The sequence below is a fragment of the Streptomyces sp. NBC_01485 genome (assembly GCF_036227125.1).
Lineage (GTDB): Bacteria > Actinomycetota > Actinomycetes > Streptomycetales > Streptomycetaceae > Streptomyces.
In genome coordinates this window covers 2750372-2774973 of sequence record NZ_CP109435.1, presented here as the reverse complement: position 1 = coordinate 2774973, position 24602 = coordinate 2750372, and the positions used below count along the sequence as shown (strand labels likewise).

At 71.1% G+C, this 24602-nt stretch carries 28 protein-coding genes, 1 tRNA gene and 3 pseudogenes; 13 read left to right on the top strand and 19 right to left on the bottom strand.

Features of this window, described 5'->3' with window-relative positions:
• Positions 1-20: 20 nt before the first annotated feature.
• Positions 21-1178: an amidase domain-containing protein gene (locus tag OG352_RS12760; protein ID WP_329216812.1), complete on the top strand. Its 1158-nt coding sequence runs from the start codon at positions 21-23 to the stop codon at positions 1176-1178.
• 19 nt (positions 1179-1197) lie between these two features.
• On the opposite strand, the gene OG352_RS12755 is transcribed toward OG352_RS12760, so the two are convergent.
• The 3 genes and pseudogenes from OG352_RS12755 to OG352_RS12745 all read right to left on the bottom strand — a co-directional run.
• A complete protein-coding gene (locus tag OG352_RS12755; protein WP_329216811.1) occupies positions 1198-1749 on the bottom strand; it encodes a DUF4383 domain-containing protein in 552 nt (183 codons plus the stop codon).
• A 150-nt stretch (positions 1750-1899) separates the two neighbouring features.
• Positions 1900-3285, bottom strand: a complete 1386-nt coding sequence (locus OG352_RS12750; RefSeq protein ID WP_329216810.1) for a hypothetical protein — start codon at positions 3283-3285, stop codon at positions 1900-1902.
• A 74-nt stretch (positions 3286-3359) separates the two neighbouring features.
• Positions 3360-3683, bottom strand: a pseudogene (locus OG352_RS12745) (DUF4097 family beta strand repeat-containing protein); the annotation flags it as partial.
• A gap of 46 nt (positions 3684-3729) precedes the next feature.
• Between OG352_RS12745 and OG352_RS12740 the strand changes: the two are divergent.
• Positions 3730-3804, top strand: a tRNA-Val gene (locus OG352_RS12740).
• A gap of 61 nt (positions 3805-3865) precedes the next feature.
• Here OG352_RS12740 and OG352_RS12735 read toward each other — a convergent pair.
• A complete protein-coding gene (locus OG352_RS12735) occupies positions 3866-4195 on the bottom strand; it encodes a hypothetical protein (protein WP_329216808.1) in 330 nt (109 codons plus the stop codon).
• Between the two features lie 76 nt (positions 4196-4271).
• Here OG352_RS12735 and OG352_RS12730 point away from each other — a divergent pair.
• Positions 4272-4475: pseudogene (locus OG352_RS12730) on the top strand (SAM-dependent methyltransferase); the annotation flags it as partial.
• Positions 4476-4478: 3 nt separating this feature from the next.
• Here the strand turns inward: OG352_RS12730 and OG352_RS12725 are convergent.
• Together OG352_RS12725 and OG352_RS12720 are read right to left on the bottom strand one after the other, a co-directional pair.
• Positions 4479-4964 carry a hypothetical protein gene (locus tag OG352_RS12725; RefSeq protein WP_329223806.1) on the bottom strand — a complete coding sequence of 162 codons (486 nt, stop codon included), beginning with the start codon at positions 4962-4964 and terminating at the stop codon, positions 4479-4481.
• A 190-nt stretch (positions 4965-5154) separates the two neighbouring features.
• Positions 5155-5349: a hypothetical protein gene (locus OG352_RS12720; RefSeq protein ID WP_329216807.1), complete on the bottom strand. Its 195-nt coding sequence runs from the start codon at positions 5347-5349 to the stop codon at positions 5155-5157.
• Positions 5350-5569: 220 nt separating this feature from the next.
• Here OG352_RS12720 and OG352_RS12715 point away from each other — a divergent pair, with 220 nt between their 5' ends.
• The gene (locus tag OG352_RS12715) at positions 5570-6097 is read left to right on the top strand and encodes a GNAT family N-acetyltransferase (protein WP_329216806.1); all 528 of its coding nucleotides are present in this window, start codon (positions 5570-5572) and stop codon (positions 6095-6097) included.
• Here OG352_RS12715 and OG352_RS12710 read toward each other — a convergent pair.
• Entirely contained in the window at positions 6087-7004 is a 918-nt protein-coding gene (locus OG352_RS12710; protein ID WP_329216805.1) for a ketopantoate reductase family protein, read from the bottom strand. The two genes, OG352_RS12715 and OG352_RS12710, sit on opposite strands and share 11 nt — an antisense overlap.
• A gap of 99 nt (positions 7005-7103) precedes the next feature.
• Between OG352_RS12710 and OG352_RS12705 the strand changes: the two genes are divergently transcribed.
• Positions 7104-7334, top strand: coding sequence for a DUF2277 domain-containing protein (locus tag OG352_RS12705; protein WP_329216803.1), 231 nt, complete (start codon positions 7104-7106; stop codon positions 7332-7334).
• Positions 7335-7391: 57 nt separating this feature from the next.
• Here the strand turns inward: OG352_RS12705 and OG352_RS12700 are convergent, their stop codons facing one another.
• From OG352_RS12700 to OG352_RS12680, 4 genes are all read right to left on the bottom strand, one after another.
• A complete protein-coding gene (locus OG352_RS12700) occupies positions 7392-8006 on the bottom strand; it encodes a DedA family protein (RefSeq protein ID WP_329216802.1) in 615 nt (204 codons plus the stop codon).
• 281 nt (positions 8007-8287) lie between these two features.
• On the bottom strand, positions 8288-8746 hold the full coding sequence (locus OG352_RS12695; protein WP_329216800.1) for a DoxX family protein: 459 nt from the start codon (positions 8744-8746) through the stop codon (positions 8288-8290).
• Between the two features lie 614 nt (positions 8747-9360).
• The gene (locus tag OG352_RS12685; protein WP_329216799.1) at positions 9361-9570 is read right to left on the bottom strand and encodes a DUF397 domain-containing protein; all 210 of its coding nucleotides are present in this window, start codon (positions 9568-9570) and stop codon (positions 9361-9363) included.
• Positions 9567-10394 (bottom strand): helix-turn-helix domain-containing protein, encoded by an 828-nt coding sequence (locus OG352_RS12680; RefSeq protein WP_329216798.1) that lies wholly within the window; start codon positions 10392-10394, stop codon positions 9567-9569. The genes OG352_RS12685 and OG352_RS12680 overlap by 4 nt, the downstream gene beginning before the upstream one ends.
• Before the next feature lie 106 nt (positions 10395-10500).
• Here OG352_RS12680 and OG352_RS12675 point away from each other — a divergent pair, with 106 nt between their 5' ends.
• Positions 10501-10758 carry a hypothetical protein gene (locus OG352_RS12675; protein WP_329216797.1) on the top strand — a complete coding sequence of 86 codons (258 nt, stop codon included), beginning with the start codon at positions 10501-10503 and terminating at the stop codon, positions 10756-10758.
• Positions 10755-11135 carry a hypothetical protein gene (locus OG352_RS12670; protein ID WP_329216796.1) on the top strand — a complete coding sequence of 127 codons (381 nt, stop codon included), beginning with the start codon at positions 10755-10757 and terminating at the stop codon, positions 11133-11135. The genes OG352_RS12675 and OG352_RS12670 overlap by 4 nt, the downstream gene beginning before the upstream one ends.
• Positions 11136-11236: 101 nt before the next feature.
• On the opposite strand, the gene OG352_RS12665 is transcribed toward OG352_RS12670, so the two are convergent.
• The 3 genes from OG352_RS12665 to OG352_RS12655 form a co-directional block, all read right to left on the bottom strand.
• The gene (locus tag OG352_RS12665) at positions 11237-12073 is read right to left on the bottom strand and encodes a phosphotransferase enzyme family protein (protein ID WP_329216795.1); all 837 of its coding nucleotides are present in this window, start codon (positions 12071-12073) and stop codon (positions 11237-11239) included.
• Between the two features lie 71 nt (positions 12074-12144).
• Complete coding sequence (locus tag OG352_RS12660; protein ID WP_329216794.1) at positions 12145-13806, bottom strand: alkaline phosphatase D family protein; 1662 nt, start codon at positions 13804-13806, stop codon at positions 12145-12147.
• Positions 13807-13909: 103 nt separating this feature from the next.
• Complete coding sequence (locus OG352_RS12655; RefSeq protein WP_329216792.1) at positions 13910-14554, bottom strand: HNH endonuclease family protein; 645 nt, start codon at positions 14552-14554, stop codon at positions 13910-13912.
• Positions 14555-14928: 374 nt separating this feature from the next.
• Here OG352_RS12655 and OG352_RS12650 point away from each other — a divergent pair, with 374 nt between their 5' ends.
• Entirely contained in the window at positions 14929-15510 is a 582-nt protein-coding gene (locus tag OG352_RS12650) for a TMEM165/GDT1 family protein (protein ID WP_329216790.1), read from the top strand.
• A gap of 210 nt (positions 15511-15720) precedes the next feature.
• On the top strand, positions 15721-16368 hold the full coding sequence (locus tag OG352_RS12645; RefSeq protein ID WP_329223805.1) for an HAD-IA family hydrolase: 648 nt from the start codon (positions 15721-15723) through the stop codon (positions 16366-16368).
• Positions 16369-16487: 119 nt separating this feature from the next.
• Here OG352_RS12645 and OG352_RS12640 read toward each other — a convergent pair whose 3' ends face one another.
• Positions 16488-17627 carry a peptidoglycan-binding domain-containing protein gene (locus tag OG352_RS12640; RefSeq protein WP_329216788.1) on the bottom strand — a complete coding sequence of 380 codons (1140 nt, stop codon included), beginning with the start codon at positions 17625-17627 and terminating at the stop codon, positions 16488-16490.
• A 199-nt stretch (positions 17628-17826) separates the two neighbouring features.
• Here OG352_RS12640 and OG352_RS12635 point away from each other — a divergent pair, with 199 nt between their 5' ends.
• Positions 17827-19881: an MDR family MFS transporter gene (locus OG352_RS12635; RefSeq protein WP_329216786.1), complete on the top strand. Its 2055-nt coding sequence runs from the start codon at positions 17827-17829 to the stop codon at positions 19879-19881.
• A gap of 19 nt (positions 19882-19900) precedes the next feature.
• Here OG352_RS12635 and OG352_RS12630 read toward each other — a convergent pair.
• The 3 genes and pseudogenes from OG352_RS12630 to OG352_RS12620 form a co-directional block, all read right to left on the bottom strand.
• Positions 19901-20386: pseudogene (locus tag OG352_RS12630) on the bottom strand (GNAT family N-acetyltransferase); the annotation flags it as partial.
• A gap of 75 nt (positions 20387-20461) precedes the next feature.
• Positions 20462-21103: a dihydrofolate reductase family protein gene (locus tag OG352_RS12625; RefSeq protein ID WP_329216782.1), complete on the bottom strand. Its 642-nt coding sequence runs from the start codon at positions 21101-21103 to the stop codon at positions 20462-20464.
• A gap of 81 nt (positions 21104-21184) precedes the next feature.
• Positions 21185-21391, bottom strand: a complete 207-nt coding sequence (locus OG352_RS12620; protein ID WP_329216780.1) for a FitA-like ribbon-helix-helix domain-containing protein — start codon at positions 21389-21391, stop codon at positions 21185-21187.
• Positions 21392-21419: 28 nt separating this feature from the next.
• On the opposite strand from OG352_RS12620, the gene OG352_RS12615 reads away from it, so the two are divergent.
• The 3 genes from OG352_RS12615 (at position 21420) to OG352_RS12605 (ending at position 24071) form a co-directional block, all read left to right on the top strand.
• Positions 21420-22649, top strand: a complete 1230-nt coding sequence (locus tag OG352_RS12615) for an RNA-guided endonuclease InsQ/TnpB family protein (RefSeq protein WP_329216779.1) — start codon at positions 21420-21422, stop codon at positions 22647-22649.
• Between the two features lie 157 nt (positions 22650-22806).
• Positions 22807-23496 (top strand): hypothetical protein, encoded by a 690-nt coding sequence (locus tag OG352_RS12610; RefSeq protein WP_329216778.1) that lies wholly within the window; start codon positions 22807-22809, stop codon positions 23494-23496.
• A 5-nt stretch (positions 23497-23501) separates the two neighbouring features.
• Positions 23502-24071, top strand: coding sequence for a hypothetical protein (locus OG352_RS12605; protein WP_329216777.1), 570 nt, complete (start codon positions 23502-23504; stop codon positions 24069-24071).
• Here the strand turns inward: OG352_RS12605 and OG352_RS12600 are convergent.
• Positions 24060-24509 (bottom strand): J-domain-containing protein, encoded by a 450-nt coding sequence (locus tag OG352_RS12600; RefSeq protein WP_329216775.1) that lies wholly within the window; start codon positions 24507-24509, stop codon positions 24060-24062. The two genes, OG352_RS12605 and OG352_RS12600, sit on opposite strands and share 12 nt — an antisense overlap.
• Between the last annotated feature and the right edge of the window lie 93 nt (positions 24510-24602).

Sequence of the window (24602 nt, the reverse complement as noted above, 5' to 3'; positions counted from 1 at the left end):
CATCAGTGAAGTCAAGGAAATTGAGCGGGACGCGCCGCCGCGTCACGATACTCGGGGCAGCCGCGACCTCGGTCGCCGCCGGAGTCGCGCTGCTGCCCAACTGGTCCGCCGGTGCCGCGGTCGTCGACGACCCCACCGTCGACGCGCGGACCAAGGCCACCTTCCAACGGCTGGCGGACGCGGTCTTCACCGACCGTACGGACGCCCTCGTCACCGGCGCGCAGGGCGACCGTGTCAAGCCGCTGACCAACGGCTTCTCCGGTGACGTCAAGCTGTCCTCCGGCACGGCCCGCACCGAGGACGCCACCCTGTCCTCGCTGGGTCAGCGCAAGGACACGCTCGCGAAGGCCGGCGAGAAGTACAGCAAGGCCGCCACCACCGTCACCCTGAACGCCACGCGCGTGACGGGCCGTACGGCGAAGGCCGATGTCACCGAGACCACCACCCTGACCTACGCGCAGGCCCGCGGCGACGCGCCGAAGAGCACCGGGTTCCAGGCCAAGCACGAGCTGACGTTCAAGGCCGACCAGCGGGGCGACTGGCAGCTCACGGGCATCCGCGACACCGACCAGGGCGGTCTCGCGGTCAACACGCTCTCCAAGCCGGCCCCCGTCAAGGCGCCCGCCACGGCCGACGACACGATGCCGAACGCCCCGCGCGCGGCGACCACCCGCAACCCGGCCGCCGTCCCGAAGACGGGCACCGCCTACGACTACAAGGCGATGGCGACCTACGCCGAGAAGTACTGGAACGTCTACAACAAGGACTACCCGGACTACAACAGCCACACGGCCGGCGGCGACTGCACCAACTTCGTCAGCCAGTCCCTGAAGGCCGGCGGCTGGAAGCACGTCCCGGGCTATGTCTACGACTACACCAAGTGGTTCGGCAACGCCGACATCCAGTCCGACTCGTTCGTCGGCGTCAACGAGTGGTCCTGGTTCGCCCAGAACTCCAAGCGGACCACGCCGCTCGCCAACGTCTACCAGCTCGAGGTCGGCGACGTCCTCCAGGTGGACTTCGACCGCGACGGGTCCAAGGACCACACGATGATCGTCACGTCCAAGAGCGGCGGCGTGCCGTACCTGACGTACCACTCGAACAACACGTTCCGCCGGTCGCTGGACAGCCTCGTCGCGTCGTACCCGACCGCGTACTACTACGCGTACCGCACCTGATCCTCCCGGCCCGGATGGCCTAGCTGTGGTGGGTCGGCCGGTCCGTCACCCCGTCCTCGGGGTGGCGGGCCCGCCAGTACGGGTTGTCGTGCGGCAGGGCGGAACCCACCCTTCCGTACATCCCGAAGACCATCAGCAGGATCCCGATCACGAAGCTGAGCATGCAGTTCTGGATCTTGAAGGCCAGGAAGTTGTAGTCCGTCTCCAGCAGCGCCATGTTCAGGAAGCCGCTGGCGATGAACAGGACGCCGAGCGTCATGTTCAGGGTGGACGCGAAGTTCCCGCCGACCACCATGCCCACGAAGAGCAGCAGCCCGACGCCGATCGACAGCCAGCTCAGCGCGCCGTTGGTGTTGAGGCTCCACACCTGGTCCCCGCCGGTGTCGAAGAAACCGATCGCGTCGACGACGCCGAAGACCCCGAAGACGACGAGTCCCAGGCCCATCAGCCCGGCGCCGATCCGGTAGACCAGGTTCAGCCGGTGGTCGACGGGCAGATGCTCGTCCAACTTGATCCGCTGCCGGGACCGCCCGGACCGCCCGGACCGGCTGTGCACCGCGTGTGTGGCCATTTCCGCCTCCCTGAGGGTGGACGGTACTGACGGAGGCCGTACGTACCTCTCAATATCCGCCCGCCGAGCGCCCGGGGCAATGCCGGGACGCTCGGGGTACTACGGGTACTACGGGTACGGCGGGTACTAGGTACTACGGGTACGCGGGCGTCAGTGCGCGGTGCCGCGCTCCTCGCGGATGCCGGCCACCACGTCGGCCACCGCCCGCCGGACGGCCTCCGTCTCGGTCAGGAAGTGCCAGTAGTCGGGGTGCCGGCCCTCCAGCGTGGCGATCGCCCGCTCCAGCCGGGCCACCGAGTCGTCCAGCGGGCGCGCGTGCCGCGGATCGGGCGTGTTGCGGCCCGCCATGGCCAGCCGCTGGGCGTCCCGGATCGCGAACCGGGTCCGGTCGATCTCCGCCTGCGGATCCTTCTGCACGGCGTTCAGCCTGGTCAGCCGGTCACCGGCGGCCGAGACCGCCTCGTCGGTGGTGTTCAGCAGCGCCCGCGCCGTCGACAGCAGCGCGGTGGCGTCCGGCCAGCGCTGCGCGTCCCGCGCGGCCTGCGCCTCCTTCAGCTTCGCCTCGGCCTGCCGGACGTGCTCCCCGGCCTGGTCGGGCACGTGCTGGAGGTCCTGCCAGCAGGCCGCCGAGAACCGCCGCCGCAGCTCGCTGAGGATCGGCTCCACCTGCCCCGAGCGGGTCGTCAGCGCCTGCGCGCGGGTGCGCAGCGACACCAGCCGGTGGTCGATCTCGGCGGCCCGCTCCGGCAGCCTCCCGGCCTCCGCCCGGACCGCCTCGGCCTCCCGTGAGACCCGCTCCGCGCGCTCCAGCGTGTGTGGCACCCCGTGCTGCCCCGCGCCCTGGTTGAGCTTCGTCAGCTCGGGCGCGAGCGCCGCCAGCCGCGCCGCGAGATCGTCCGCCCGCAGCCCGCTCTCGCGTACGGCGTCCAGCGCGTTGGACGCGGCCAGCAGCGCCTGCCGGGCCCGCTCCACGGCGGGCGCGAGCCGGGCGAGCTGCGTCTCCGCCTTGCCGAGCAGCGGGCCGAGTCCGTCGGCGAACCGGTCCAGCTCCTGCTTGACGCGCCCCAACTCGTCCTTGGCGCGGGTCAGCTCGGTGCGCGCCTGGGCGGCCACCGAGGCCTCCAGGTCGTCCCGGTCGAGGTCATGGGCGTCGACGGCGTCGATGTACTGGTGACTGGCCTCGTCGATGCGCCGGCCGACGGCCTCGAAGTCGGCGACCGCGCGCCGGGCGGCCGGCGAGTCGTCCACCGCCATGATCGTCTCGATCGAGATCCGCAGGTCGCGCTGGGCGGTGTCCAGTTCGTAGAACGCGGCCGCCGCGGCGTCCTTCGCGGCCTGCGCCTCGGCCCGCTGCCCCTCCGCCCGCCCGCCGAACCAGCGCCGGGTGCCGCCGCCGGCGTACGCGGCGGGCAGCGCGAGGGCGACCACCAGGGGGAGGGCGACGAGGGTGAGGGCGTCCCGGAGCGCCGTGCGCGGGGGACGACGGCGTGCGCGCGGCGCAGGCGGCGAACTCGGCTGCGCTGGTGTCGCCGTCACATCCCTCTCCCGTGCTGTGATCCGCCCTGCCCGGTCTCATTCTCCCACCGGTTAAGGACGAACACACGGGCCCGTTAGTTCGCGTTCCTGACGGTGACTTTGCCGTCGGCGCTGCGCGCGTTCACGACGTGGGCGCTGGACTCGTCGCGCGGCACGGACACGTCCACCCCGCCGTCGTCGGTCTTCGCGGTCACCCGGTACGTCGCCGTGGGCAGCGCGATCGTCACCGAGCCGTCGTCGCTGACCGACTCGACCCGGTCCGGTACGGCGCTCAGGGTGAGGCGGACCGAGCCGTCCTGGGTGTGGGCGGTCACCGTGCGCGAGGAGACCTCGGCGCGCACGGAACCGTCGTCGGTGCGCAGGTCCAGCGGCCCGCTGGAGTCGGTGACGTGCACGGCGTTTGCAGGGCACGGCCCCCGGCAATGTAGGCTGTCGACTCGTCCTGGGTGCGTAGCTCAGGGGTAGAGCGCCTGCCTTACAAGCAGGATGTCGGCGGTTCGAAACCGTCCGCGCCCACCAGGAGAAGTGAAGGGCCCCCGGAGAGATCCGGGGGCCCTTTCCCGTGTCCGGGTGGGCGTGTTCAGGTGTCGGGGTGGGTGTGTTTGAGGCTCATGCGGGCCTCCACGCGGTCCGCGGCGGCGACCTCCGCCCAGAAGCGGTGGCAGGACACGAACACCGCGAGGTCGTGCTCCCGTCGCCGGAGCTTCTCCACCTCGGCCTGTTCGTCGGCCGTCCAGCCGGGGGAGGCGGGGCGCTCGGCCCTGCGCCAGCCCGCGTCGTCGCTGAAGCCGTCCAGGGGCTCGACCGACCAGGGAAGCCGCTTCAGCAGGGCCGACAGCTCGGCCCGGACCTGATGCAGCTCCTCCTGACCGGCGCGCAGGTCGCTGGGAAAGTCATAGGTCGTCGCCACACGGCAATGGTACGCCTGTTCGAATTCAAGTGCCGAGCCATACGGAGGACGGCGCGCCGCTTCCCCGGCGAAACCCGTGGCCTGGCCGTTGGTGACGTTCCGCTGGACCTACGTGTTCGCGGTGGACGGACAGACGCTGACGTCGGATTCGACCGTGCGCTTCCGGGGCCGCGAAGAGGTCGGGAAGGACCTGGTCGCGCACGGCTACGTGGTGGAGGACGTGCGCGACGCGCCTGACCGGCCGGGAAGGGAGTTAGTCTTCCTCGCGCGACGGCCGTGATCTTCAGCGTCGGTTCTGGTCCGACCTGGACAGGGCGTCGGTGATCAGGCGGGTGGCGAAGTCGGTGTCGTCGGCGATCCGGTTGATGCGCTCCGCGAGCAGAACGGCCGTGGCTTCCAGAGGAGTCATCTCGGCGTCGGTCCAGGGCCCGTACTGCGCGCGCCACAGATTGGGGCTCAGTCCGGTGCCTGCGGCGATGATCAGGCCGGTCATGGTGGGGATGACCTCGGGACTGAAGGTCTTCGGCATCATGCGCATCGTGGCCACGTGCGTGGGCACCACGTACTCGATGACGTCCTTGTCGTGCTCCTCGCACATCGTCCGCAGCCACTTCATGTACATGTAGATGAGCGTGCACGTGCCGTCCAGCAGCGCATCGATTCCCTCGGGGCCCAGGGACGCGGCGAACTGCGCGACCATCTCCTGCTCTTCGGGGTCGGGCTCGGTGTTGTCGTCGTAGATGGCCTTGAGCCGGGAGTCGATCATCATGAGCGCTGCGCCCACCTCGCCGACGGGAGCGTACTTGGGGTCACAGGGCGACAACGACACGGAGACTCCTCCTCATGCGGCATACGGCATACGACCGCAGCGGGTAGCGCGGCATATCCGTACGGTAGTCCGCCGACGGGACGGCGGTCCGGCGAATCCGATGGGCGGCACCCGACCATGCGCGTTCGAGTCAGTTCTGTCCGCCCTGTCCGCTCTGCCGGCTCTGTCTGAGGAGCGTGATGCCCAGCTCGTCCGTGCCGTCCGGGTCCGCGTTGAGGCGGTGGACGACCACCCAGGCGCCGTCGGGCAGCGCGCCGGCGAAGAGCGAGGCGAGGCGGCGCGTGAGGTCTCCCGTGCGTCGCCGGGTCCCGACCCGCGTCCTCACCCACGCGGCACCGGCATTGCGACGGAGGTCTGGCAGAAGCCGCAGACCGCGTCGTGGGCGAGGACGGGAGGCGCGGAGCCGGGCATGGGGAGTCCCCTTCGGTTCGGTCAGGAGCAAGAGGCCGTCGCCTGGGGCGAGTTGGGCGCAACGGCCGCGGCGATCACAGTGTGACGGGCCCGGGCGGCGCGCGATGTCAGACCCTCGTTCTACGGTGGCTTGTATGGATCTCAGCGGTGTGGAGCGGGTGGGGCTGGTGCGCTGGGCGGAGGGGGACTTCTGGCTGCTGCGGCGGGCCAACAGTCCCGAGATGACCGAGCACCTCGGTGGCCCGGAGAGCGAGGAGAAGCTCGCCGACCGGCACCGGCGGTATGTCGAGCTGTCTCGCGGCTGTATGTACCGGGTCGTGCTCGCGGACGGCGGGGAGAGCGTCGGGTCGATCGGGTACTGGGAGACCGAGTGGCGGGGCGGGACGGTGTGGGAGACGGGCTGGGGGATCCTGCCCGAGTTCCAGGGCAGAGGGCTCGCCGCGCTGGCGGCCCGCGCGCTCGTGGACGTCGTCAGGCAGTCGCCGGGTGCTCACCCGGCCCTGCACGCCTTCCCCAAGGTCGACAACGCGGCGTCCAACGGGGTGTGCCGCAAGGCCGGGTTCACTCTGCTCGGGCAGGTCGACACCGAGTACCCGAAGGGGAACCCGATCCGGTCCAACGACTGGTACGTCGACCTGCGGAGCACCGGGACTAGCGAGTAGCGTCCGCCAACTCCCGTACCAGGCCCGCCGTTACGGGCACCGGCACCCCGTGCCGTTCGGCCGCGCGCAGCAACGCGCCGCCGATCGCGTCGAGTTCGAGGGGGCGGCCCGCCTCGGCGTCGCGCTGCATGGAGGACTTGGTGGTGGGGGCGAAGGCGTCGTACCGGGCGAGTGCCTGCGCCGGGTCGGCGGGGGCGCCGCAGGCGCGGCTGACGGCGGCGGTCTCCTCGACCAGGGCGGTCAGCTCCGCGCGGTGCCGGGTGCGGACCTCGCCCAGCGGGAGGCCGTGCCGGGTGGTGAGCAGGGCGAAGGGCGCGAGGAACGCCATCTTCGCCCACAGGGCGGCCGTCTCGTCCGGCAGGACGCGGACGGTCGGGCCGGCCGCCGTCAGCGCCCGCCCGAGCGCGTCGAGGCGGGGGCGCGGCACGGTGTCGCCGGTCAGGTCGATCTCCGCGAAGGGGCTCCCGTGCTCGATCACGCCCGGGGCGAGGCGGGTCGACTCGACGCGGATCACGGCCGGGGCGACCCGGTCCGGGCGATGGTGGGCGCGGAGGGCGGCCGGGTGCTCGACGCCGTTCAGGAACGGGACGAGGAGGGTGTCGTCGCCGAGCGCCCGGGCGGGGACGCGGGTCAGGGCCGCGTCGAGGGAGGTGTGCTTGACGGCGATCAGGACCGCGTCGACCGGGGCACGCAGCTCGGTGTCCGCGTCGACGGGGGCCGTGAAGTCGCCGAACGGGGTGCTGCGGACCCGGATGCCGTGAGCGCGCAGGGCCGTGGCCGTGTCCTCGCCGGCCAGGCAGGTTACCCGGTGTCCGGCCCGGGACAGCAGGGCCGCGAGCAGGCCGCCCACCCCGCCGGGGCCGAGCACGGCCACGCTGAGTACGTCGTTCGCCACGTCGTTCGTCATGTGAAGGTGTTCCTCTCGCAGGTCGGCCCCGCAGGGGTGCGGTGGCCGCCTCGGACGTGATCATGGCACGCGGCCGGGGTCCCGAGGGAGACTGGGGACATGTGCCGGAGTATCAAGACGCTGCGTCCGCCCGTGCTGCCCGAAGAGGCCACGGAGGACGAGATTCGTGCCGCAGCCCTGCAGTACGTACGCAAGGTGTCCGGGTTCCGGGCGCCGGCCGAGCACAACCGGGAGGTGTTCGACAGAGCGGTCGAAGTCATCGCCGCGGCCACGGCGGAGCTGCTGGACGGGCTGGAGGTGCGCGGGGCGCACCGGCCGCCGGCCGCGTGAGGCACGCCTGACGCCTTCGTAGTGGTGCACGTGTGGTGCCCGCGGCCGGTGCGCGCCTTACGCCGGCTGCCGCCGCATCACGAACCCCGCGCCCGCGCCCGCGCCGAACAGCGCGAGCACCGACACGCCCGTCGCCAGCCACGTCGTGCCCAGCCAGTGCGCGCCGAAGTAGCCGAGGGCGACGCTGTAGGCGGCCCAGGACAGACCGGCCAGCGCGGACCAGGGGAGGAAGTCACGGGCGCGGCGGTGGGCCGCGCCCGCGATGAGGGAGACGACGGAACGGCCGGCCGGGGCGAACCGGGCCAGCACGACCAGGGCGCCGCCGCCCCGCGCGAGCGCGTCGCCGAGACGTTCCTGCGCGGTGGTCAGCCGGCGGGAGCGGGAGATCGCCCGGTCCAGGCGCTCACCGCCGCGCCAGGCCAGCCGGTAGGCGACCAGGTCGCCGAGCACCGAGGCCGTCGTCGCGGAGAGGATCAGGACCATGATGTCCGGGACGTCGTGCGGGACTTGGCCTGCTGCCGCCGCCCCCGAGCCCGCCGCCGCGGCCGTCGCCGCCGTGATGACGAGCACTCCGCTGGGCAGCACCGGCAGGAACACGTCGAGGAGGACCGACAGGCCCACCAACGCGTAGATCCAGGGGCTGCCGAGCAACGCCCCCACACTCTCGAACACCGCAGACTCTCCCCGTGTCTCCCCCGTGACGTCCGACCGTGTGTTGCCGCTGTGTCGCGGGGGAGCGGCAGGTGCGGCCATGACAGCCATACAGCGTACGCCTGGGGTGTGACAGGGGATTCACGGGGGGCTCGTGTGTTCGGCACACCATGTTCACCGACGCGGCGTTCCGCGCGGTGCCACGTGCCGGGAACCGCGACCGCCCGGACTCCGTCGGAGCCCGGGCGGTCGTACAACACAGCGCCGTTGCAGTGCCGTTGTGCCGTTGGTGCGGGAGTCGGTCAGGCGGCGACCGGGGCCTTCTGCGCCGCGGGCTCCTGCTCGTCGGCCGTGCGACGGCCTGCGAACAGGCGGTCCAGGCCGAGGGCGCCGGAACCGGTGAAGACCAGCAGCAGGAAGGCCCAGCAGAACATCGCCGAGGCCTCGCCGCCGTTCTCCATCGGGAACAGGCCCATGGACTGGTGCACGTTGAAGTAGGCGTACGCCATGGAGCCCGAGGCGAGGAACGCGGCGGCGCGGGTGCCGAGGCCGAGCAGCACCAGGCTGCCGCAGACGAGCTGGATCACGGCGGCGTACCAGCCGGGCCAGGTGCCGGCGTCGATGGTGCCGCCCTTGCTGCCCGCGGCGCCGCCGAGGACGCCGAAGAGCGAGGCCGCGCCGTGGCAGGCGAAGAGCAGGCCTACGACGATGCGGAAGAGGGCGACCGCATAGGGCTGTGCGGAGTTGAGGCGAGCGGACATGGTGGGGGGTGCTCCTTCGGTGTCGGTCTGTACCGGTCCCGGATAGGGGACGAGACCGGTCGGTGGGGGCGGCGGTACCGAATGAGCGTCACGTTAGGCGGACCTAATAGATGGTTGCAAGTTCAACTTTTAGCCACGACTTATCTCGCGTTCGAGGCTCTGTTTTCCGCCTACGTGGCACGTGGACGGCGCGGAGAACGGCTCTCGCCACCGCGTCCGCGTCCGAAAGTGTGACCGAATCCACTCCTGGGCGGGCGCGCCCGTTGTGGGCACCCTCGAACGTGAACTCCGTTGACTGCAACCAATCTTGACGATCCATCAGATGGTAGGGGAGTTGTGTTACGTCCAGCTTCCCGGTCATGTAACCGTCCATCGTGTGAGGACGGCGCTGGCTGGTTTCGAGGGGCTTCGGACATGGGTGGTGCGGCTCTCTGTCCGGTGCCTGCCTGGGGGTGGTCCGCGCAGGAATGTGACACTTCGGTGAGGGAGTGTCACGTTTCCGCAACTCACCTACCGGGGGGTGGGCGTGCTCGCGCACCGCTCAACAGCGAGCAGCCCCACCATGCCGTCGCATGATGGGGCTGCCTCTGAGCCGGTGCGGGTCGCCCGAGTGGTCAGACGGTGCCGAACTCGCCCGTCTTGACGCCCGTCACGAACGAGGAGAACGCGGCGGCGGGGAGATCCAGAACCGGCCCGGCCGGGTTCTTGGAGTCACGGACGGGGACCATGCCGTGGGAGGCGGTGAGATTCGCGGCGACCTCGACGCAGTCACCACCGTTGTTGCTGTACGAGGACTTGAACCAGCGGGGGGATTCGGTCGTCACGGGGTGCCCTTTCGTACCTCGTTGATCATGGCCACCGATGCCGCCTGCGACAGCGCTTCGGCCTGTAGCTGATGGTAGGCCGTCAGCATGGGCAGTACGGACACGCTCTCGCGGTCCAGATGCCCCTGGGCCTGGGACTCGGCGTAGCAGATCACGGACCGATCCGACAGCGTCAGGAGGTTCACGGGCAGGTCGAACGTGCGACGCTCGCCTATGTCGAACGGTGCCACCTGCAGCAGGGTGTTCGGCAGTTCGGCGAACTCGACCAGACGCGCCAACTGGCCGTCCATGACGGCAGATCCGCCGATGGGCCGCCGGATGCAGCTCTCGTCCATGGTCACGAACACCATGGGCGGCCGGGTCCGCACCAGTGCCGACTGCCGTTCGGCCAGGAACGAGACGCGTTCATCCGCGTGTTCTTGAGTGATGGCCCCCCGCCGCACAGCGCTGTCCGCCAACACCCTTGCGTACTCAGGTGTCTGCAACAGACCGGGGATGATCCCGATGTTGTACAGCCGGATCTCCACCGCCCGGCCCTCGTACCCGACGTACTCGGGGAAGCCTTCCAGCAGGCTGCCGTGCCGGATCTCGCGCCACGCCCGCTCGAACGCGTCGCCCGTACCCAACGCCATGTCAGCACTGCGCGCGAGACGCAACGTTGGAGATTTGCGACCGGTTTCAACCGACGAGAGATGCGTGCCGGAATAGCCCATCTGTTCGCCCAGGGCCTCTTGCGTCAGGCCGAGCGCTTCACGCGCGGCGCGCAGGCGTGCACCGAAGGCTGCCTGAGGTGAGCTGTCGGGGTTCAACTCCTTGATGTTCAAAGGCTCAACACCAATCTTCCGTTCGTCACTGACACGTTGAACGCTTCCTGACTCTAGGCCACGCTGAGCCCTCTTGGTAGCGGAATGACTACGGAGAGGAGCGGCGGTGTCTGCGCAGAACGTTCCCACGGACGAGCAGGACCCCGTCCACGTCCCGGAATCCGGCACGCTCGTGGTGGACACCAGCCGTGACCGGGTGGGGGAGTTCCGGGGAGTCGCCGGCCCGTACTGGTCGCTGCGCCCCGTCTGCGGCGGGAGGGAGTGGGAGGCGAAACCCGAACACGTCCGCCCCGCAGACCCCATAGAGCGACTTCGCGCCGAAACCGCACGCTGCAACGCCCGGAGCCGGGGGGATGTGTTGTGAACCAGTGCACCGCCGTGGCGCTGCTCCTGCCCCCGGATTGCGTGACCCAACTGGCCACCCCCGAACGGCCCGCAGAACCCGGACACGTCCTCTGCGAACTGGGCGAGGCGCATGACGACGATCACGCGTCCGTGTTGTGGGAGGAGGACAGGAAGGGCGGGGCCGTGTGGGTTCGGTGGGGCGAACGCCGGGCGAGGATCACCGAGTTGGCATGGTGTCCGGAGCAACAGGCCGGAACCGGCGACGCGTGCGGACTGTTCACCGGTCACCCGTCCGGGCACGCGCGGGACGTCGTGGACCCCACCCAGGAGGCGATCCTCGCCCTACTGGCCCAGGAACACCCGGAGTTGTTCCCCGACCCCAGAGAGCCGGGCTAGCGATCCAGCGACTCCGGCGGCATGCGGGCACGCCGCGTCCCCGGTACCTGCGGTGCGGAAAGGTGACACTCCCGCACCGAAGTGTCACCTTTCTGAGAAGTTCAGCCGTTGCGATCGAGTGCTGCCCGGATCTGGCCGAGCCACTCCGTGCCCAGTTGGCGGCCGTTCGGGAGTTGGTCGGCTCGGTCCCAGCGCCAGGCTGTGATCATCGCCAGCACGAGGATCCGGCACTCGCGCAGCAAGTCCTGATCGACACCCGGATAGTGCTCGCCGACTTCCTCGGGCGCATGGGCGAGGTCGAATTCGACGGGCCCACGGCAACACGTCTCAAGGTCGATGAACAGCAGCCCGTTCTTCGTGGTGAGGACGTTGCCCGGGTGCGGCTCGCCGTGCAGCAGTTGCTCGGGGGCGCCGCGTTCGGCGATCGCTCGTCTCAGGTTTCGTAGCGTGTCGCCGAGCAGTTTCCGGTCCGCGTCGGCGAGCGCCGGAGTGCGGTCGCGGTTCGCCACGAGTCGTTGAGCCTGCTCGACTCGATCCGTGAATCGCGTCGTCGGGACATCGAGCTCGCGCATGCCGGCGTGCAGCCGCTCGAGCGCATGGGCGTAGTCGGCTGGTGGGATCTCCCGAGTGGTCACGGGTTCGTGGTAGGTCCACAGCGTGAGCACGAAGCCGTCGCGCTCATGGACGCGTGGCTCCACTCGAGGGTCGAGAGCCGCCACCGGGCACCCGGATTCGGCGAGCCGCTGAGCAAGGTCTACTTCGAACTGCGCGACCTGATCCGCCACAGGTGCCACCCGGGCCAGGACGTCACAGGGCAGCAGACGCAGAGTGAGCTTGTTCGAGTCGTGGAGAACGGTCGCGTCGTCGACTGCCAGGCCGAGCGACGAGGCCGTCGACATGGCCGCGGCCACCGCACGCTGGACCTCTGACGTCTGCATCGTCTCCTCGCTCCTCTCCCTTGAACGTGACTTCGGCCTCGTAACCGACGGGCCATGCGCGAGTGCTGTCCTCAGGGTGTCAGGTCGGACTCCTTCACGGTCGCCAGCACCCCGTTCCCCCGCGCCTGTTCCAACCGCAACCGGGCCGAACGGCCGTGCAGAGTCAGGGACATGAGCTGGTTGCCGAACCACGGACCGCCCGTCCTGCGCCAGTTGACCGGCGGGCGCGGACAGTGCCCGTGCCGGCGGAAGCGGCGGCCGAGCGCACGGGCCAGGGCGCTCCAGCCGAAGCGGAAGCCCACCCGTATCGACAGGGGGATGGAGTTGTGGACGGGGGAGCAGGTGAGCTGGAACACCCGCGCGTCCGGCCCGGTTCCGCCGTCCGCATCGCTGCGGCTCCCCTCGGGCCAGCGGGCCTCCGCCACGTACGCGTGGTGTACGTCCCCGGAGAGCACGAGGACGCTCGCGGGAGCCGACGACCCCGTCCCCGCCTCGGCGATCAGTTCCGCCAGTGCGGTGAAGGACGTCGGGAAGGCCGCCCAGTGCTCCAGATCCGCCGCCCGCCGCAGCTTCTCCCCGAACCGGGCCCAGCGCGCCCCGCGTTCACCCCGGCACAGGGCCGCGTCCCACTCCTCGGCGTCGTGCACCAGGTGCGGCAGCAGCCAGGGCAGGGAGGTGCCGATCAGGAGGTGGTCGTAGGAGCCGGGGTCGTCGAGGACCTGGTCGCGCAGCCACTCGGCCTCGCCCGGGTTGAGCATCGCCCGCTCGTCCTCGGCCAGGACCCGCGCGGCCCGGGTGTCGACCATCAGCAGCCGCACCCGCCCGAAGTCCCGCCGGTAGCTCCACCGTACGGACGCCGGGTCGGCGTCGGCGCGGCAGGCGAAGGCGCGCAGGACGTCGGTGCCGTCGGGGGCCGCGCGTACGGCGGCGTAGACCGGGTCGGCGGCCAGCTCGGCCGGGGCGAGGTTGCCGAGGTGCTGGTGCACCCAGTACGACATCAGGCCGCTGAGCAGCCGCTCGTGCCACCAGGGCGTGGCCCGCACGTCGGCCAGCCAGGCGGCGGAGGTGTTCCAGTCGTCGATGACGTCGTGATCGTCGAAGACCATGCAACTCGGCACCGTGGACAGCAGCCAGCGCACCTCGGGGTCGAGCCAGGACTCGTAGTACAGCCAGGTGTACTCCTCGAAGTCCGCGACCTCGGCGCCCGGCGGGTCGGTGAGGCCGCGGCGGGCGGCGATCCGTTCACGGGTCGCGTCGGAGACCTCGTCGGCGTACACCTGGTCGCCCAACAGGAGCAGTACGTCGGGGCGTTCGCGTCCGGGGTCGGCGGCGAGGCGGGCGGCCAGGCTGTCCAGGGCGTCGGGGCCCACGGGGTCGTGCGCGTCGGCCGCGGGCGCCGCCCACCGGCAGGAACCGAACGACACCCGCACCACGTGGCCGTCGTCCTCGGCGGCGGGGGCGTGGATCTCGGAGGGCGGGAAACGCGAGTCGGGCAGCGGCCACACACGGGTGCCGTCGAGGAGGACCTCGTACGCCGTCGCCGTACCCGCCGTCAGGCCGGTCACCGGGACCAGGGCGTAGTGATGGCCCGCCACCTGGAAGGTGCGGGCCGCGCCGCCGGCGCCGTCCGCGCAGCGCACCTCGGCGGCGCACGGACGGCTCGCCTCGACCCAGACGGTCGCGGACGAGCCGTCGGCGTATCTCAGCAGTGGTCCCAGCCGCAGTCCGGCCACGTGATCGCCCTCCTCCGTCGCCCCGTACGGTACGGACAGTACGGAACGACGGAGGTCCGCGGGGAGTGCCCGGCGGTCACGGACCGGTCAGCGGCCGGATCGATCAGCAGCTAGCCAGGTCGCTCGTCAGCGCGCTCTTCTCGGCGGAGTCGACCGACAGGTCGTAGTAGTACTTCACCTGGACCCAGGCGCGGACGTAGGTGCAGCGGTACGAGGTGAGCGACGGCATCCACTCGGCCGGGTCCTGGTCGCTCTTCTGCTGGTTCACGTTGTCCGTGACGGCGATGAGCTGCGGGCGGGTCAGGTCGTTGGCGAAGGCCTGGCGCTGGGCGGTCGTCCAGGCGCTCGCGCCCGAGTCCCAGGCCTCGGCGAGCGGGACCAGGTGGTCGATGTCGAGGTCGGCGGCGGCGGTCCAGGTGGCGCCGTCGTAGGGGGAGTACCAGGAACCGCTGGTGGCGGCGCAGGCGGAGCTGGTGACGACGTTCGTACCGTCGCGCTTGAGGACCGTCTCGCGCGTGTTGCAGGTGCCGGAGATGGTGATCCAGTGCGGGAAGAGGTCGCGGTCGTAGCCGGTGCGGTCCTCGGCCTTCACGGTGAGCGAGGCGAGGTAGGTGCGGGCGGTCGCGGCGCTGACCGGGGTGGGGAGAGCGGCGGAGGCGGTCGGGGCGGTGAACAGCGCGGCCGAGGCTATGAGGCCGGTGAGGGCGGCGACTATGCTCAGCCGTCCACGCGCGTAGAACTTCGACATGCGAACTCCATGGGGAGGCGGGGGTGTTGGAGCGCGAGCGTTGGAATGCTCGCGGTACCGCATTGCGGGGAAGTGTGCGGCGGGTAAGAAGCTAGTGACGCGCGCATGACACGACAAGGTTTACGGCAGAACGATCTCGTACACTGGGGAGCGCAGAAGGGGAGTAGCTCTTCGCCGGACCGTCGACATACTGCTCAGCTCGTCTGAGCCGGCGCCCGGAGGCGGACCCGTTGTGACGGGTCGGCCAGCGAGACCTTCGGCAAGCAGTGCACATCCGTGCCGTACGGCACGGGTGACGTGTGCTGCCGTGCCGAGGCGTCTGTTCTGAAGGGCCGGGACTCTCGGTGGGGCGGCTCCCGACCGATTGAGGAACCTTGATCAGCATCACCGTGACGGCGGTCGTCTTCGGCGTCGTCTTCCTGGCCGAGCTGCCCGACAAGACCGCGCTCGCCGGCCTCGTCCTCGGCACCCGCTACCGCGCCTCGTACGTCTTCGCAGGTGTCGCCGCCGCCTTCGCGCTGCATGTCGCGCTGGCCGTCGCGGCGGGCAGCGTGCTGACCCTGCTCCCGCAGCAGCTCGTGCAGGCGCTGACGGGCGTGCTGTTCCTGGGCGGCGCGGCGGTGCTGCTGCTGAAGAAGGACGACGGCGACGAGGAGATCCGGCGGCCCGAGGACCAGTCCTTCTGGAAGGTCGCGGGCGCGGGCTTCATGCTGATCCTGGTCGCCGAGTTCGGGGACCTCACGCAGATCATGACCGCCAACCTCGCCGCCCGCTACGACGACCCGCTCTCCGTCGGGCTCGGCGCGGTGCTCGCGCTGTGGGCGGTCGCAGGGCTCGGCATCGTCGGCGGAAAGGCGCTGATGAAGCGGGTGCCGCTGAAGCTGATCACCCGGATCGCGGCGCTGCTGATGCTGGCGCTCGGGGTGTGGAGCCTGTGGGAGGCGATCGCCGGCTGAGGCCGGGTGCGGGGCGGGCCGAGGGGCGGGCTGAGGGGCGGGCCGACGGGCGGGCTGAGCTGAACGCCCGGTGAACGGTTCGCGCAGGTTTCCGGCGGGAGTGGCGGCGGGGCCCGCTCTTTTTGTACCGTGGGGAAACAAAGTGGCTCCCGTCCGTTTTCCCTGACCGGCGGGCGGGACCACCTTGTTTCCGTCTACCTGGAGCTGCTGATGCCGGTCCTGGCCGCCCGCGCCCTCCTGCTCGACATGGACGGCACCCTCGTGAACTCCGATGCCGTCGTCGAGCGGATCTGGCGCCGCTGGGCCGACGCGCACGGGCTCGACGGGGACGAGGTCATGAAGGTCGTCCACGGCCGTCAGGGGCACGCCTCGATGGCCGTGCTGCTGCCCGGCCGGCCGACGCACCTGAACCTCGCGGACAACGCGCGGATGCTCGCCGAGGAGACCGCCGACCTGGAGGGCGTCGTGCCGGTGCCCGGAGCGCCCGAGTTCCTCGCCGCCCTGCGGGGCGTCCCGCACGCGCTGGTCACCTCGGCGGACGTCCCCCTGTCGACCGCCCGGATGGCCGCGGCGGGACTGGAACTCCCCGGCGTGCGCGTCACCGCCGAGTCGGTGGGCGCGAGCAAGCCGGACCCCGAGGGCTTCCTCAAGGGCGCGGCCGAGCTGGGCGTCGCCCCGGCGGACTGCGTGGTGTTCGAGGACTCCGGCGCGGGCATCGCGGCGGGGCGCGCCGCCGGGATGCGGGTCGTGGGGGTAGGGGCGCGGGCGGCTGCGCACGGGCCGGATGTGGTGGTGCGGGATCTGTCGGGGGTGCGGGTGGAGGTCGTGGGGGACGGGGTACGCATTCACGCAGGGTGAGGACGCTTCAGGGCTGGGCATCACCTAGCCCGTCCGGCGATTGAGGACGAGGCCCCTCAAGGGCCGAAGCGGGGGCCTGGGGGGCGGCGGCAGCCCCCGGTACGCCCGGCCAGAGCGCCCTACGGCTCCTTGGTCTCGGACTCCAGGATCGCCCGCGTCAACGCCCCGTACACGCCCGGCCCGTCCGCCGTCGTCCCCTTGGAAGACTGGTAGTCGCGCAGGGCCTCCTCGACCTCACCGCTGAACGTGCCGTCGACCTCGCCGGTGTAGAGGGACAACTGCCCCAGCCGCAACTGGAGTTCGATCACCTCGGCACCCGTGTCGCCGCGCCGCAGCACCGTGCCGTCGGCGCTCCCTCCGTTCCCGTTCTTGTCGGCCCCGTTCTCGGGCGGCCCCAGGGACCCGGTGGCGCGGACGGTCGGCGCGGTCTCGCTCGCCGTGGCCGACGGCGACGTGGAGGGCAACGCGCTCTCCTCCGACGCGGAGGGCGACGGGCTCGCGCTCTCGGAGGGCGACGGCGAGGCGTCGGAGGCCGACGGGGACGCGGAACGGCTCACCGACGGCGACGCGGAGGCCGGGCTGCTGGTCGAGGTGTCGGGCACGGCGGCCCGTACGTCCTTGGGGGCGGCCCCGTCGCGCGTCGGCTTCTCGTAGGAGAACAGCCCGCTCGCGAACCCGGCCGCAGCCACCACGGCCACGACGGCGGCGGACGACGCCACCAGCAGCGCCCGGCGGCGGCGACGCGGGCGTCGCGGTTCCTCGTCGTCGAGGTGTGCGGGGCCGAGGCGTGCGGGGCCGACGTCCGCCGCCTCGAACAGGCGCAGGTCGGTGGTGCTGGGCGCGGAGACGGGCGGGGCGAAGGGAGTGGGCAGCGCCGCCGTCGCGTCCGCCGGAACCGCCTGCAACGGCATGGTCAGCTCACCGTCGGCCTCGTCCGACGAGCGGGACGCGCCCGATGGGCGGGACGAGTACGAGGAGCCCGACGGGCCACCGCCCCCGGCGCCACTGTCGGCCGCCCCCCTGTCGGCCCCCTTCGCGGACGCCCCCGCACCGTCCAGCTCCACGTACGGCCGTATCCGCAGCGGATTGAAGTCCTCCGCCGCGGCCGCCTCCGTCGTGCGGGTGTCGTGCAGGGTCTCGGCGGCGCGCCGGGCGCAGGAGCAGGACGGGGTGTTGTCGGGCGCGCGGAGCGCTCCGCACTCCGGGCACAGCAGCCCGTGCCGCTCCGGTCGCCCCTGCTGCCCCGTCGGATCGATCACGTGTTCGTCCCTCCCCATCCAAGCTCCCGAGATTATGCGGATCCTCCACACAACCGGCTGCCCACCGCCCCCGGAATGCCGGCTTCCGCCAAAATCCGGGGGGACTCGAGAGGCCGTAACGCGTCACACCGATCACGATGTAGATGGTCCGATCGCGACGTAACACGATGTAAAGGGTCACCAGCCTCAGGAGGCATCCATGGCCTTGGACGCGCACAGCAGGACGGCGGATCCGCGTCAGGAACACGTGTCCGGAAACGTCCTCGTCTCGATCGGCGCCCTGCTGCTCGGCATGTTCCTCGCCGCCCTCGACCAGACGATCGTGTCGACCGCCCTGCCCACGATCGTCAGCGACCTCGGTGGTATGGAACACCTGTCGTGGGTGGTCACGGCCTACATGCTGGCGTCGACGGCCGCGACCCCGCTGTGGGGCAAACTGGGCGACCAGTACGGTCGCAAGAGACTGTTCCAGACCGCGATCGTCCTCTTCCTGATCGGTTCGGCGCTGTGCGGAATGGCGCAAAACATGCCGCAGCTGATCGCCTTCCGGGCCGCCCAGGGCCTGGGCGGCGGCGGGTTGATGGTGCTGTCGATGGCGATCGTCGGCGACATCGTCCCGCCGCGTGACCGGGGCCGCTACCAGGGTCTGTTCGGCGCGGTGTTCGGCGCCACGAGTGTCCTCGGCCCGCTGCTGGGCGGCCTGTTCACCGAACACCTCAGCTGGCGCTGGGTGTTCTACGTCAACCTGCCCGTGGGCGTCGTCGCACTCGCCGTCATCGCGACGGTCCTGCGCATCCCGCGCAAGTCGACCAAGCACGTCATCGACTACCTCGGCACCTTCCTCATCGCGTCCGTCGCCACCTGCCTGGTCCTGGTGGCCTCCCTCGGCGGCACCACCTGGGACTGGGGCTCGCCGCGGATCGTCGGCCTCGCGGTGCTGGGCGCGCTCCTCGCCGTGGCGTTCGTGGCCGTGGAACGCCGGGCGGCCGAACCCGTCCTGCCCCTCAAGCTGTTCGGCATCCGCACCTTCACCCTCTCCGCCGTGATCAGCTTCATCGTCGGCTTCGCGATGTTCGGCGCGATGACGTACCTGCCGACTTTCCTCCAGGTCGTGCACGGCGTCTCGCCGACCATGTCCGGCGTCCACATGCTGCCGATGGTGGGGGGCCTGCTCCTGTCGTCCACGGTCTCGGGCCAGATCGTCAGCCGCACCGGCCGCTGGAAGGTGTTCCCGATCGCGGGCACCGCCGTCACCACCTTCGGCCTGCTCCTCCTCCACCAGCTCGACGAGCACAGCTCCACCGGCGAGATGAGCGCCTGCTTCCTCGTCTTCGGCCTCGGACTGGGCCTGGTCATGCAGGTCCTGGTGCTGATCGTGCAGAACGCGGTCGGCTACGAGGATCTCGGCGTCGCCACCTCCGGCGCGACCTTCTTCCGCTCCATCGGCGCCTCCTTCGGCGTCGCCATCTTCGGCACGGTCTTCGCGAGCCGCCTCGGCGACAAGCTCACGGACGCCTTCCGCGGCGTAAGACTCCCGTCCGGGGCGTCCGGGGTCTCGGTCGGCGGACTGGAGTCCGACCCGCGCGGCATCGCCGACCTGCCGCCCGCCCTGCGCCCGCGCGTCCTGCACGCGTACGCCTCCTCCATCACCGACGTCTTCCTGTACGCCGCCCCGGTCGCGCTGCTCGGCTTCGTCCTGGCGTGGTTCCTCAAGGAGGACCCGCTGCGCGGCTCGGTCACCGCGCCCGATGTGACGGAGACCCTGGCCAGCAACCCGGTGGAGCGCTCCTCGTACGACGAGGTGTGCCGGGCGCTGTCCGTCCTCGGCACCCGCGAGGGCCGCCGCGAGATCTACCGGACGATCACCGCACGGTCCGGCTACGACCTCCTCCCGGCCGCGAGCTGGCTGCTGCTGCGCATCAAGCGGGACGGCACTGTCGAGCCGAGCGTGCTCGCCGAGCGCAGCACCGTCCCGCTGTCGGTGATCGTCGAGGCCGTCCGGCAGGTCGAGGGGCGCCGGCTCGCCGTGCGCGACGGGCCCGACATGGTGCTGACGGACGAGGGCCGTGAGGCCGCCGAACGCCTCGCCGCGGCCCGCGAGGAGTCGCTGGCCGAGCTGCTCGGCGACTGGTGGGGCCCGGACCGGCCCACCGACCTCGTCCAACTGGTCAAGGAGCTGAACGCCGAACTGTGCGGCTCGGACCGGGAACAGCCGTACGACGGCCGGGTGGTACCAGACCACCGACTTCCCTGACGTTCTCGCCGAGCTCGCCGAGCGGCTTCGCGAACCAGTGCTCGGCGTACGGGTCGTCGTTGTACGGCCCGGTCTCCGCGTAGCCCAGCCGGGCGTACAGGGCACGGGCCTCGACCAGGTCGCCGCGGGTGTCCAGGACCATCCGCGTGGCGCCGAGCGCGCGGGCGGCGTCCTCGGCGGCCCGGACGAGGAGCGGCGCGCCGCCCCTGCTCCGCAGCCCCTCCCGTACGAACACCCGCTTCAGCTCGGCCGTCGTCGCGTCCAGCAGCCGTACGCCCGCACAGCCGCCCGCCGCACCGTCATGCCGCCCGATCACCAACTGCCCGCCGGGCGGGGTGAGTTCGGCCCAGTTCCGGGCGGCGATCTCCCGCTCCAGCTCGTCCGGGTCGGTCCGGCGCCCCTCGTGCAGCAGGTACCAGCGGTCGCTGACCTCCGTGTAGTACTCCCGCCAGAGCGCGACGGCGACCGGCGAGTCGACGGGTTCCGGGGCAATGGTCCAGCTCATCCGCGCCCTCTCGTCTTCCGCGCCCTCTGCGTCATCCGGGGCCCGCTGTGCCCTCCGCGCCTCTGCGTCATCCGCTCATTCTGCGGCGACGGTGTGCGGGGCCCGCAACCGGATATGCGTGACCTCCGGCGAGTCCAGCACCTGCGTCTTCCGCCACTCGATGTGCTGGTCGCCGAGTTCGCCCCGGTCGCCGAACAGCCGCCGCCCGCCGCACACGAGCACCGGTACGACGTGCAGCAGCAGCTCGTCCAGCCAGCCGTTGCGGATGAACTGCTGCACCAGGTCGGCCCCACCCGCCAGCGAGACGTCCTTGTCGCCCGCCGCCTCCCGGGCCAGCTCCAGCGCCCGCCCGGGGCCCTCGGTGACGAAGTGGAAGGTGGTGCCGCCCTGCTTCACCAGGGACGTGCGCGGGTGGTGGGTGACGACGTACACCGGCGCGTGGAAGGGCGGGTCGTCGCCCCAGGGGATCTCTCCGTTCATGAACATGCCGTGGCCCATCACCACCGCGCCGGGCCGGGCGACGTGCTCGGCGACCAGGTCGTCGTCCGGCCCGGTCTCCCCGCCCGTCATCCCCTGCATCCGCCGGAACGTACGCAGCCCGTACACCCACGCGTGCAGGCGCTCCCCGCCGATGCCGAGCGGGTGCTCGGGCCCCGACTCCGGGCCCGCGACGTATCCGTCGAGCGACACGGCCAGCCGTGCGATGACCTCACCCATGACAACCTCCTGTTCCGGACCGCTGTTCCCTTGTTCCTTGCCGCGGTCCTTCACCCTGAAAACTGGAGGATGCCCCGGCGTTCACGCCGGGGAGGAATCCGGCTTCCCGCGTAGCGGGGCAGGAGAAGCCGAATCGCCGCCGGGCGATTCGGAGTCCACCACGGGAGAGCCGAGGGCGACCTCGATGAAGTGCAGGATCTCGGCGTTGAGGGACCGCCGGTCCGCAGCGGCGCGAGCGGTCAGCCGTGCATGAAGAGCGTCGGGGAGCCTGAGGTTCAGTTTGACCATACCCCCAGAATAGGGCCATTATGGGGCCATGGTGACAGTGAAGGAAGGCGAGGACACCGGGTATGCCCGGTGGACTTTCCGGCTTCGCGTGTCGTCCACCGCGCTCGCCGCCCTTGAGGCGGAATGGGCGCGCTGCCGATGGATCTGGAACGAGAGCTGCGCCAAGTCCAAGCAGACCCACGTGTGGAACAAGAGCCGCCCCGAACGTGCGGACAGGCGAACGTGCGGCCCTGCTCAGCTCGACAAGATGCTGACCGAGGCCCGCACCGCGAACGCGTGGCTGCGTGAGGGCAGCTCGGTCCCGCAGCAGCAGATCATCCGCGACTTCGCCAAGTCCCGCGCCAAAGCACAGAAGGACATCAAGGCCCGGCTGCCGCAGCGGCAGCGCGCGGGGATGCCGAAGTGCAAGAAGAAGCGCGAGGCCGACCCGAGCCTGAACTACACACAGCGCGGGTTCCGCCTCAAGGACGGGCTCCTGTACCTGGCCGGGGGCATCGCGCTGACCGTGGTGTGGTCGCGGGAACTGCCCAGGCCGCCCGGTTCGGTACGGGTGTACCGGGACGGTATCGGCCATTGGTATTGCTCCTTCGTTGTTCCCGCCGAGGTCCAGCCGTTGTCCGGGACCGGTTCGGTGATCGGCATCGACTGGGGCGTGAAGGAGACCGCGACCACCACGTCCGACGCGCACGACCTCCCCCACGCCGAGCACGGCAGGAAGGCGCAGGCGGAACTGACCCGGTATGACCGGATGATGGCCCGGCGCAGGCCCAAGAAGGGGCAGGCCGCCTCGAAGGGCTACCGCGAGGCGAAGAAGCTGCGGGCCAAGACGTACAAGAAGGCCGCCCGGCAGCGTGAGGACACCGGCCGCAAGTGGGCCAAGAAGGTTGTCCGCGACCACGACGCCCTCGCGGTCGAGGACTTCAAGCCGAAGTTCCTCGCCAAGTCCACCATGGCCAAGAAGGCCGCTGACGCCGCCATCGGCGCCACCAAACAGGCCCTGATCGGGATGGGCCGCAAGCACGGCCGGGCCGTGTACCTGGTACACCCCGCGCACACCACGATGGACTGCGCGCACTGCGATGCGAGAGCCAAGCACGCACTGCCGCTGGGGATGCGCACCTACACCTGCACCACATGCGGAGTCTCCTCCCCCAGGGACAAGAACTCCGCACGTGTGATGCTCATCCGGGCTGGTCTCGACCCGGCTGGTGCTGATGGCGGAAGACCCCCGGAGGCGCTGCCTCCGGAGGCGGCCTGAGCCAGGAATCCCCCTCGTTCACGATGGGGAGGATTCAATGTCGCGTCGATCGGGCCGCCGCCGGATCGACACACCGCGCCGCGCGGTTTGGGTGGGGCCGTCCGGGCAACCCGACACGGGAACCGGCCCGTGGGGCCGACACACCGGAAGGCAAGGCATGTCCACAGGAGTGATCATCGCTCTGATCGTGGTCGTGGCGGCCATCGTCGCCGTCGCGGCAGTCCTGGCCGTGCGGGCCCGCGGCTCGCACGGCGGACGCGGCCTGAAGCACCGCTTCGGGCCCGAGTACGACCGGGCCGTCGCCCGCCACGGCGGAGACGTCGACGCGGCCGAGCAGGAGCTCGACGCGCTCGTGCATCGGCACGGCGGACTGCGCGAACGGCCCCTGGAGCCCGCCGAGCGCGAACGGTTCACGGCCCGCTGGACGGCCGCGCAGGAGCGGTTCGTCGACTCGCCCCGGGAGGCGGTCACCGAGGCGGACCGCCTGCTCGCGGAGGTCGCCGGCGCCCGCGGCTTCCCGGACGGCGGCCAGTACGAGGAACAGCTCGGCGCGCTCTCCGTCCACCACGCCGACCACGTCCACGGCTACCGGCGCGTCCACCGCGCCGCAGGCGCCCGCCCGACCGGCGGCGAGGGCGGTACCGGCGGTGCGGAGGACACGTCAGGCGGTACGGAGGACATGCGGGCCGCCATGGTCGAGGCCCGCGCCCTCTTCGACGACCTGGTCGGCCGGGCCCACCGGGACTCGGGCCGCCACCGCGCGCAGCAGTCCGCGCCCCAGGACCGCTCCCGCCCCGGCCGCCACCTGCCCCGGGGCTTCCACCGCCACCAGGCGAAGGAGGGCTGAACACCATGCCGGACACGACACCGAACGTGACGCCGAACCCGACACCGGACATGACCCCGAGCACCACACCCAAGCCGGGCACGACCCCGGAGAAGCATCGGCCGACGGACGACAGGCCGGACCGGACGGACCGGATGCGGGCCGCGACGCCGCTGGAGAAGGACCGCACGACGGCCACCAGGACGGCCCCCACTTCCGGAACACCCACTTCCGGAACCACCGCCCCCGGCGCGCCCCTCCTCCCGGACGACGAGTACGACCGTCTCGCCTCCCGCATGCGGGACGCGGTCGTCGGGTTCGTCGACGGGCCCCGGGACGCCGTCGCGGAGGCCGACCAGGTGCTGGAGGAACTCGCCGCACGCTTCACCGACGCCATGGACCGGCGCCGCCGCACCCTGCGCGGATCCTGGCAGCAGCAGCAGCAGCAGCAGCAGCCGACGGCGGCGGGCGGCAAGGACCGGTCGTCGGCATCGTCCGCGACCTCGTCGACGTCCGCTGAGGCCGTCGACACCGAGCAGCTCCGCCTGGCCCTGCGGGACTACCGCGAACTGACCGAGCGCCTGCTACACATCTGACTCCCCTGAGGCACCTGATTCCCCGGCCGTCGCCCGGTCCTCCCGGTGCTCCCGCCACTCCCGTACGACCGCTTCGACGTCGTACGGCTTCATGCCCAGCGGGGGGCCGGGCGGCGGCTTGAACATCATGTCGCGGAGCTTGACGTTGACGTCTGTGATGATCTTCCGGACGATGCGTTCCGAGGGCGCCGCGTACGCCGCCGCGAGCGCGTCCTCCGCCTCCTTGCGCAGGGCGAGCGTCGGCGGCAGGACGGAGAGGCCCTCGCGGGCCATCTTGCGTCTGATCCACCAGAGTTCGTCGTACGAGGTGTCCGTACCCGGCGGCAACGGCTTGCCCGCGCCCGGGAGTCGGGCGAACTCGCCGCGCCGCTCCGCGTCACGGATCTGCTTGTCCACCCAGGACTCGAACGGAATACCCGGTGGCCTTCGCTCGGTCATGCGTCCATTGTGCCGGACGCGGTGGGCCCGGGCGATTTATCATGCGGCGCTGTACAAGCACACTTAGGACTCAGGACGCCGACAGGCATGTCA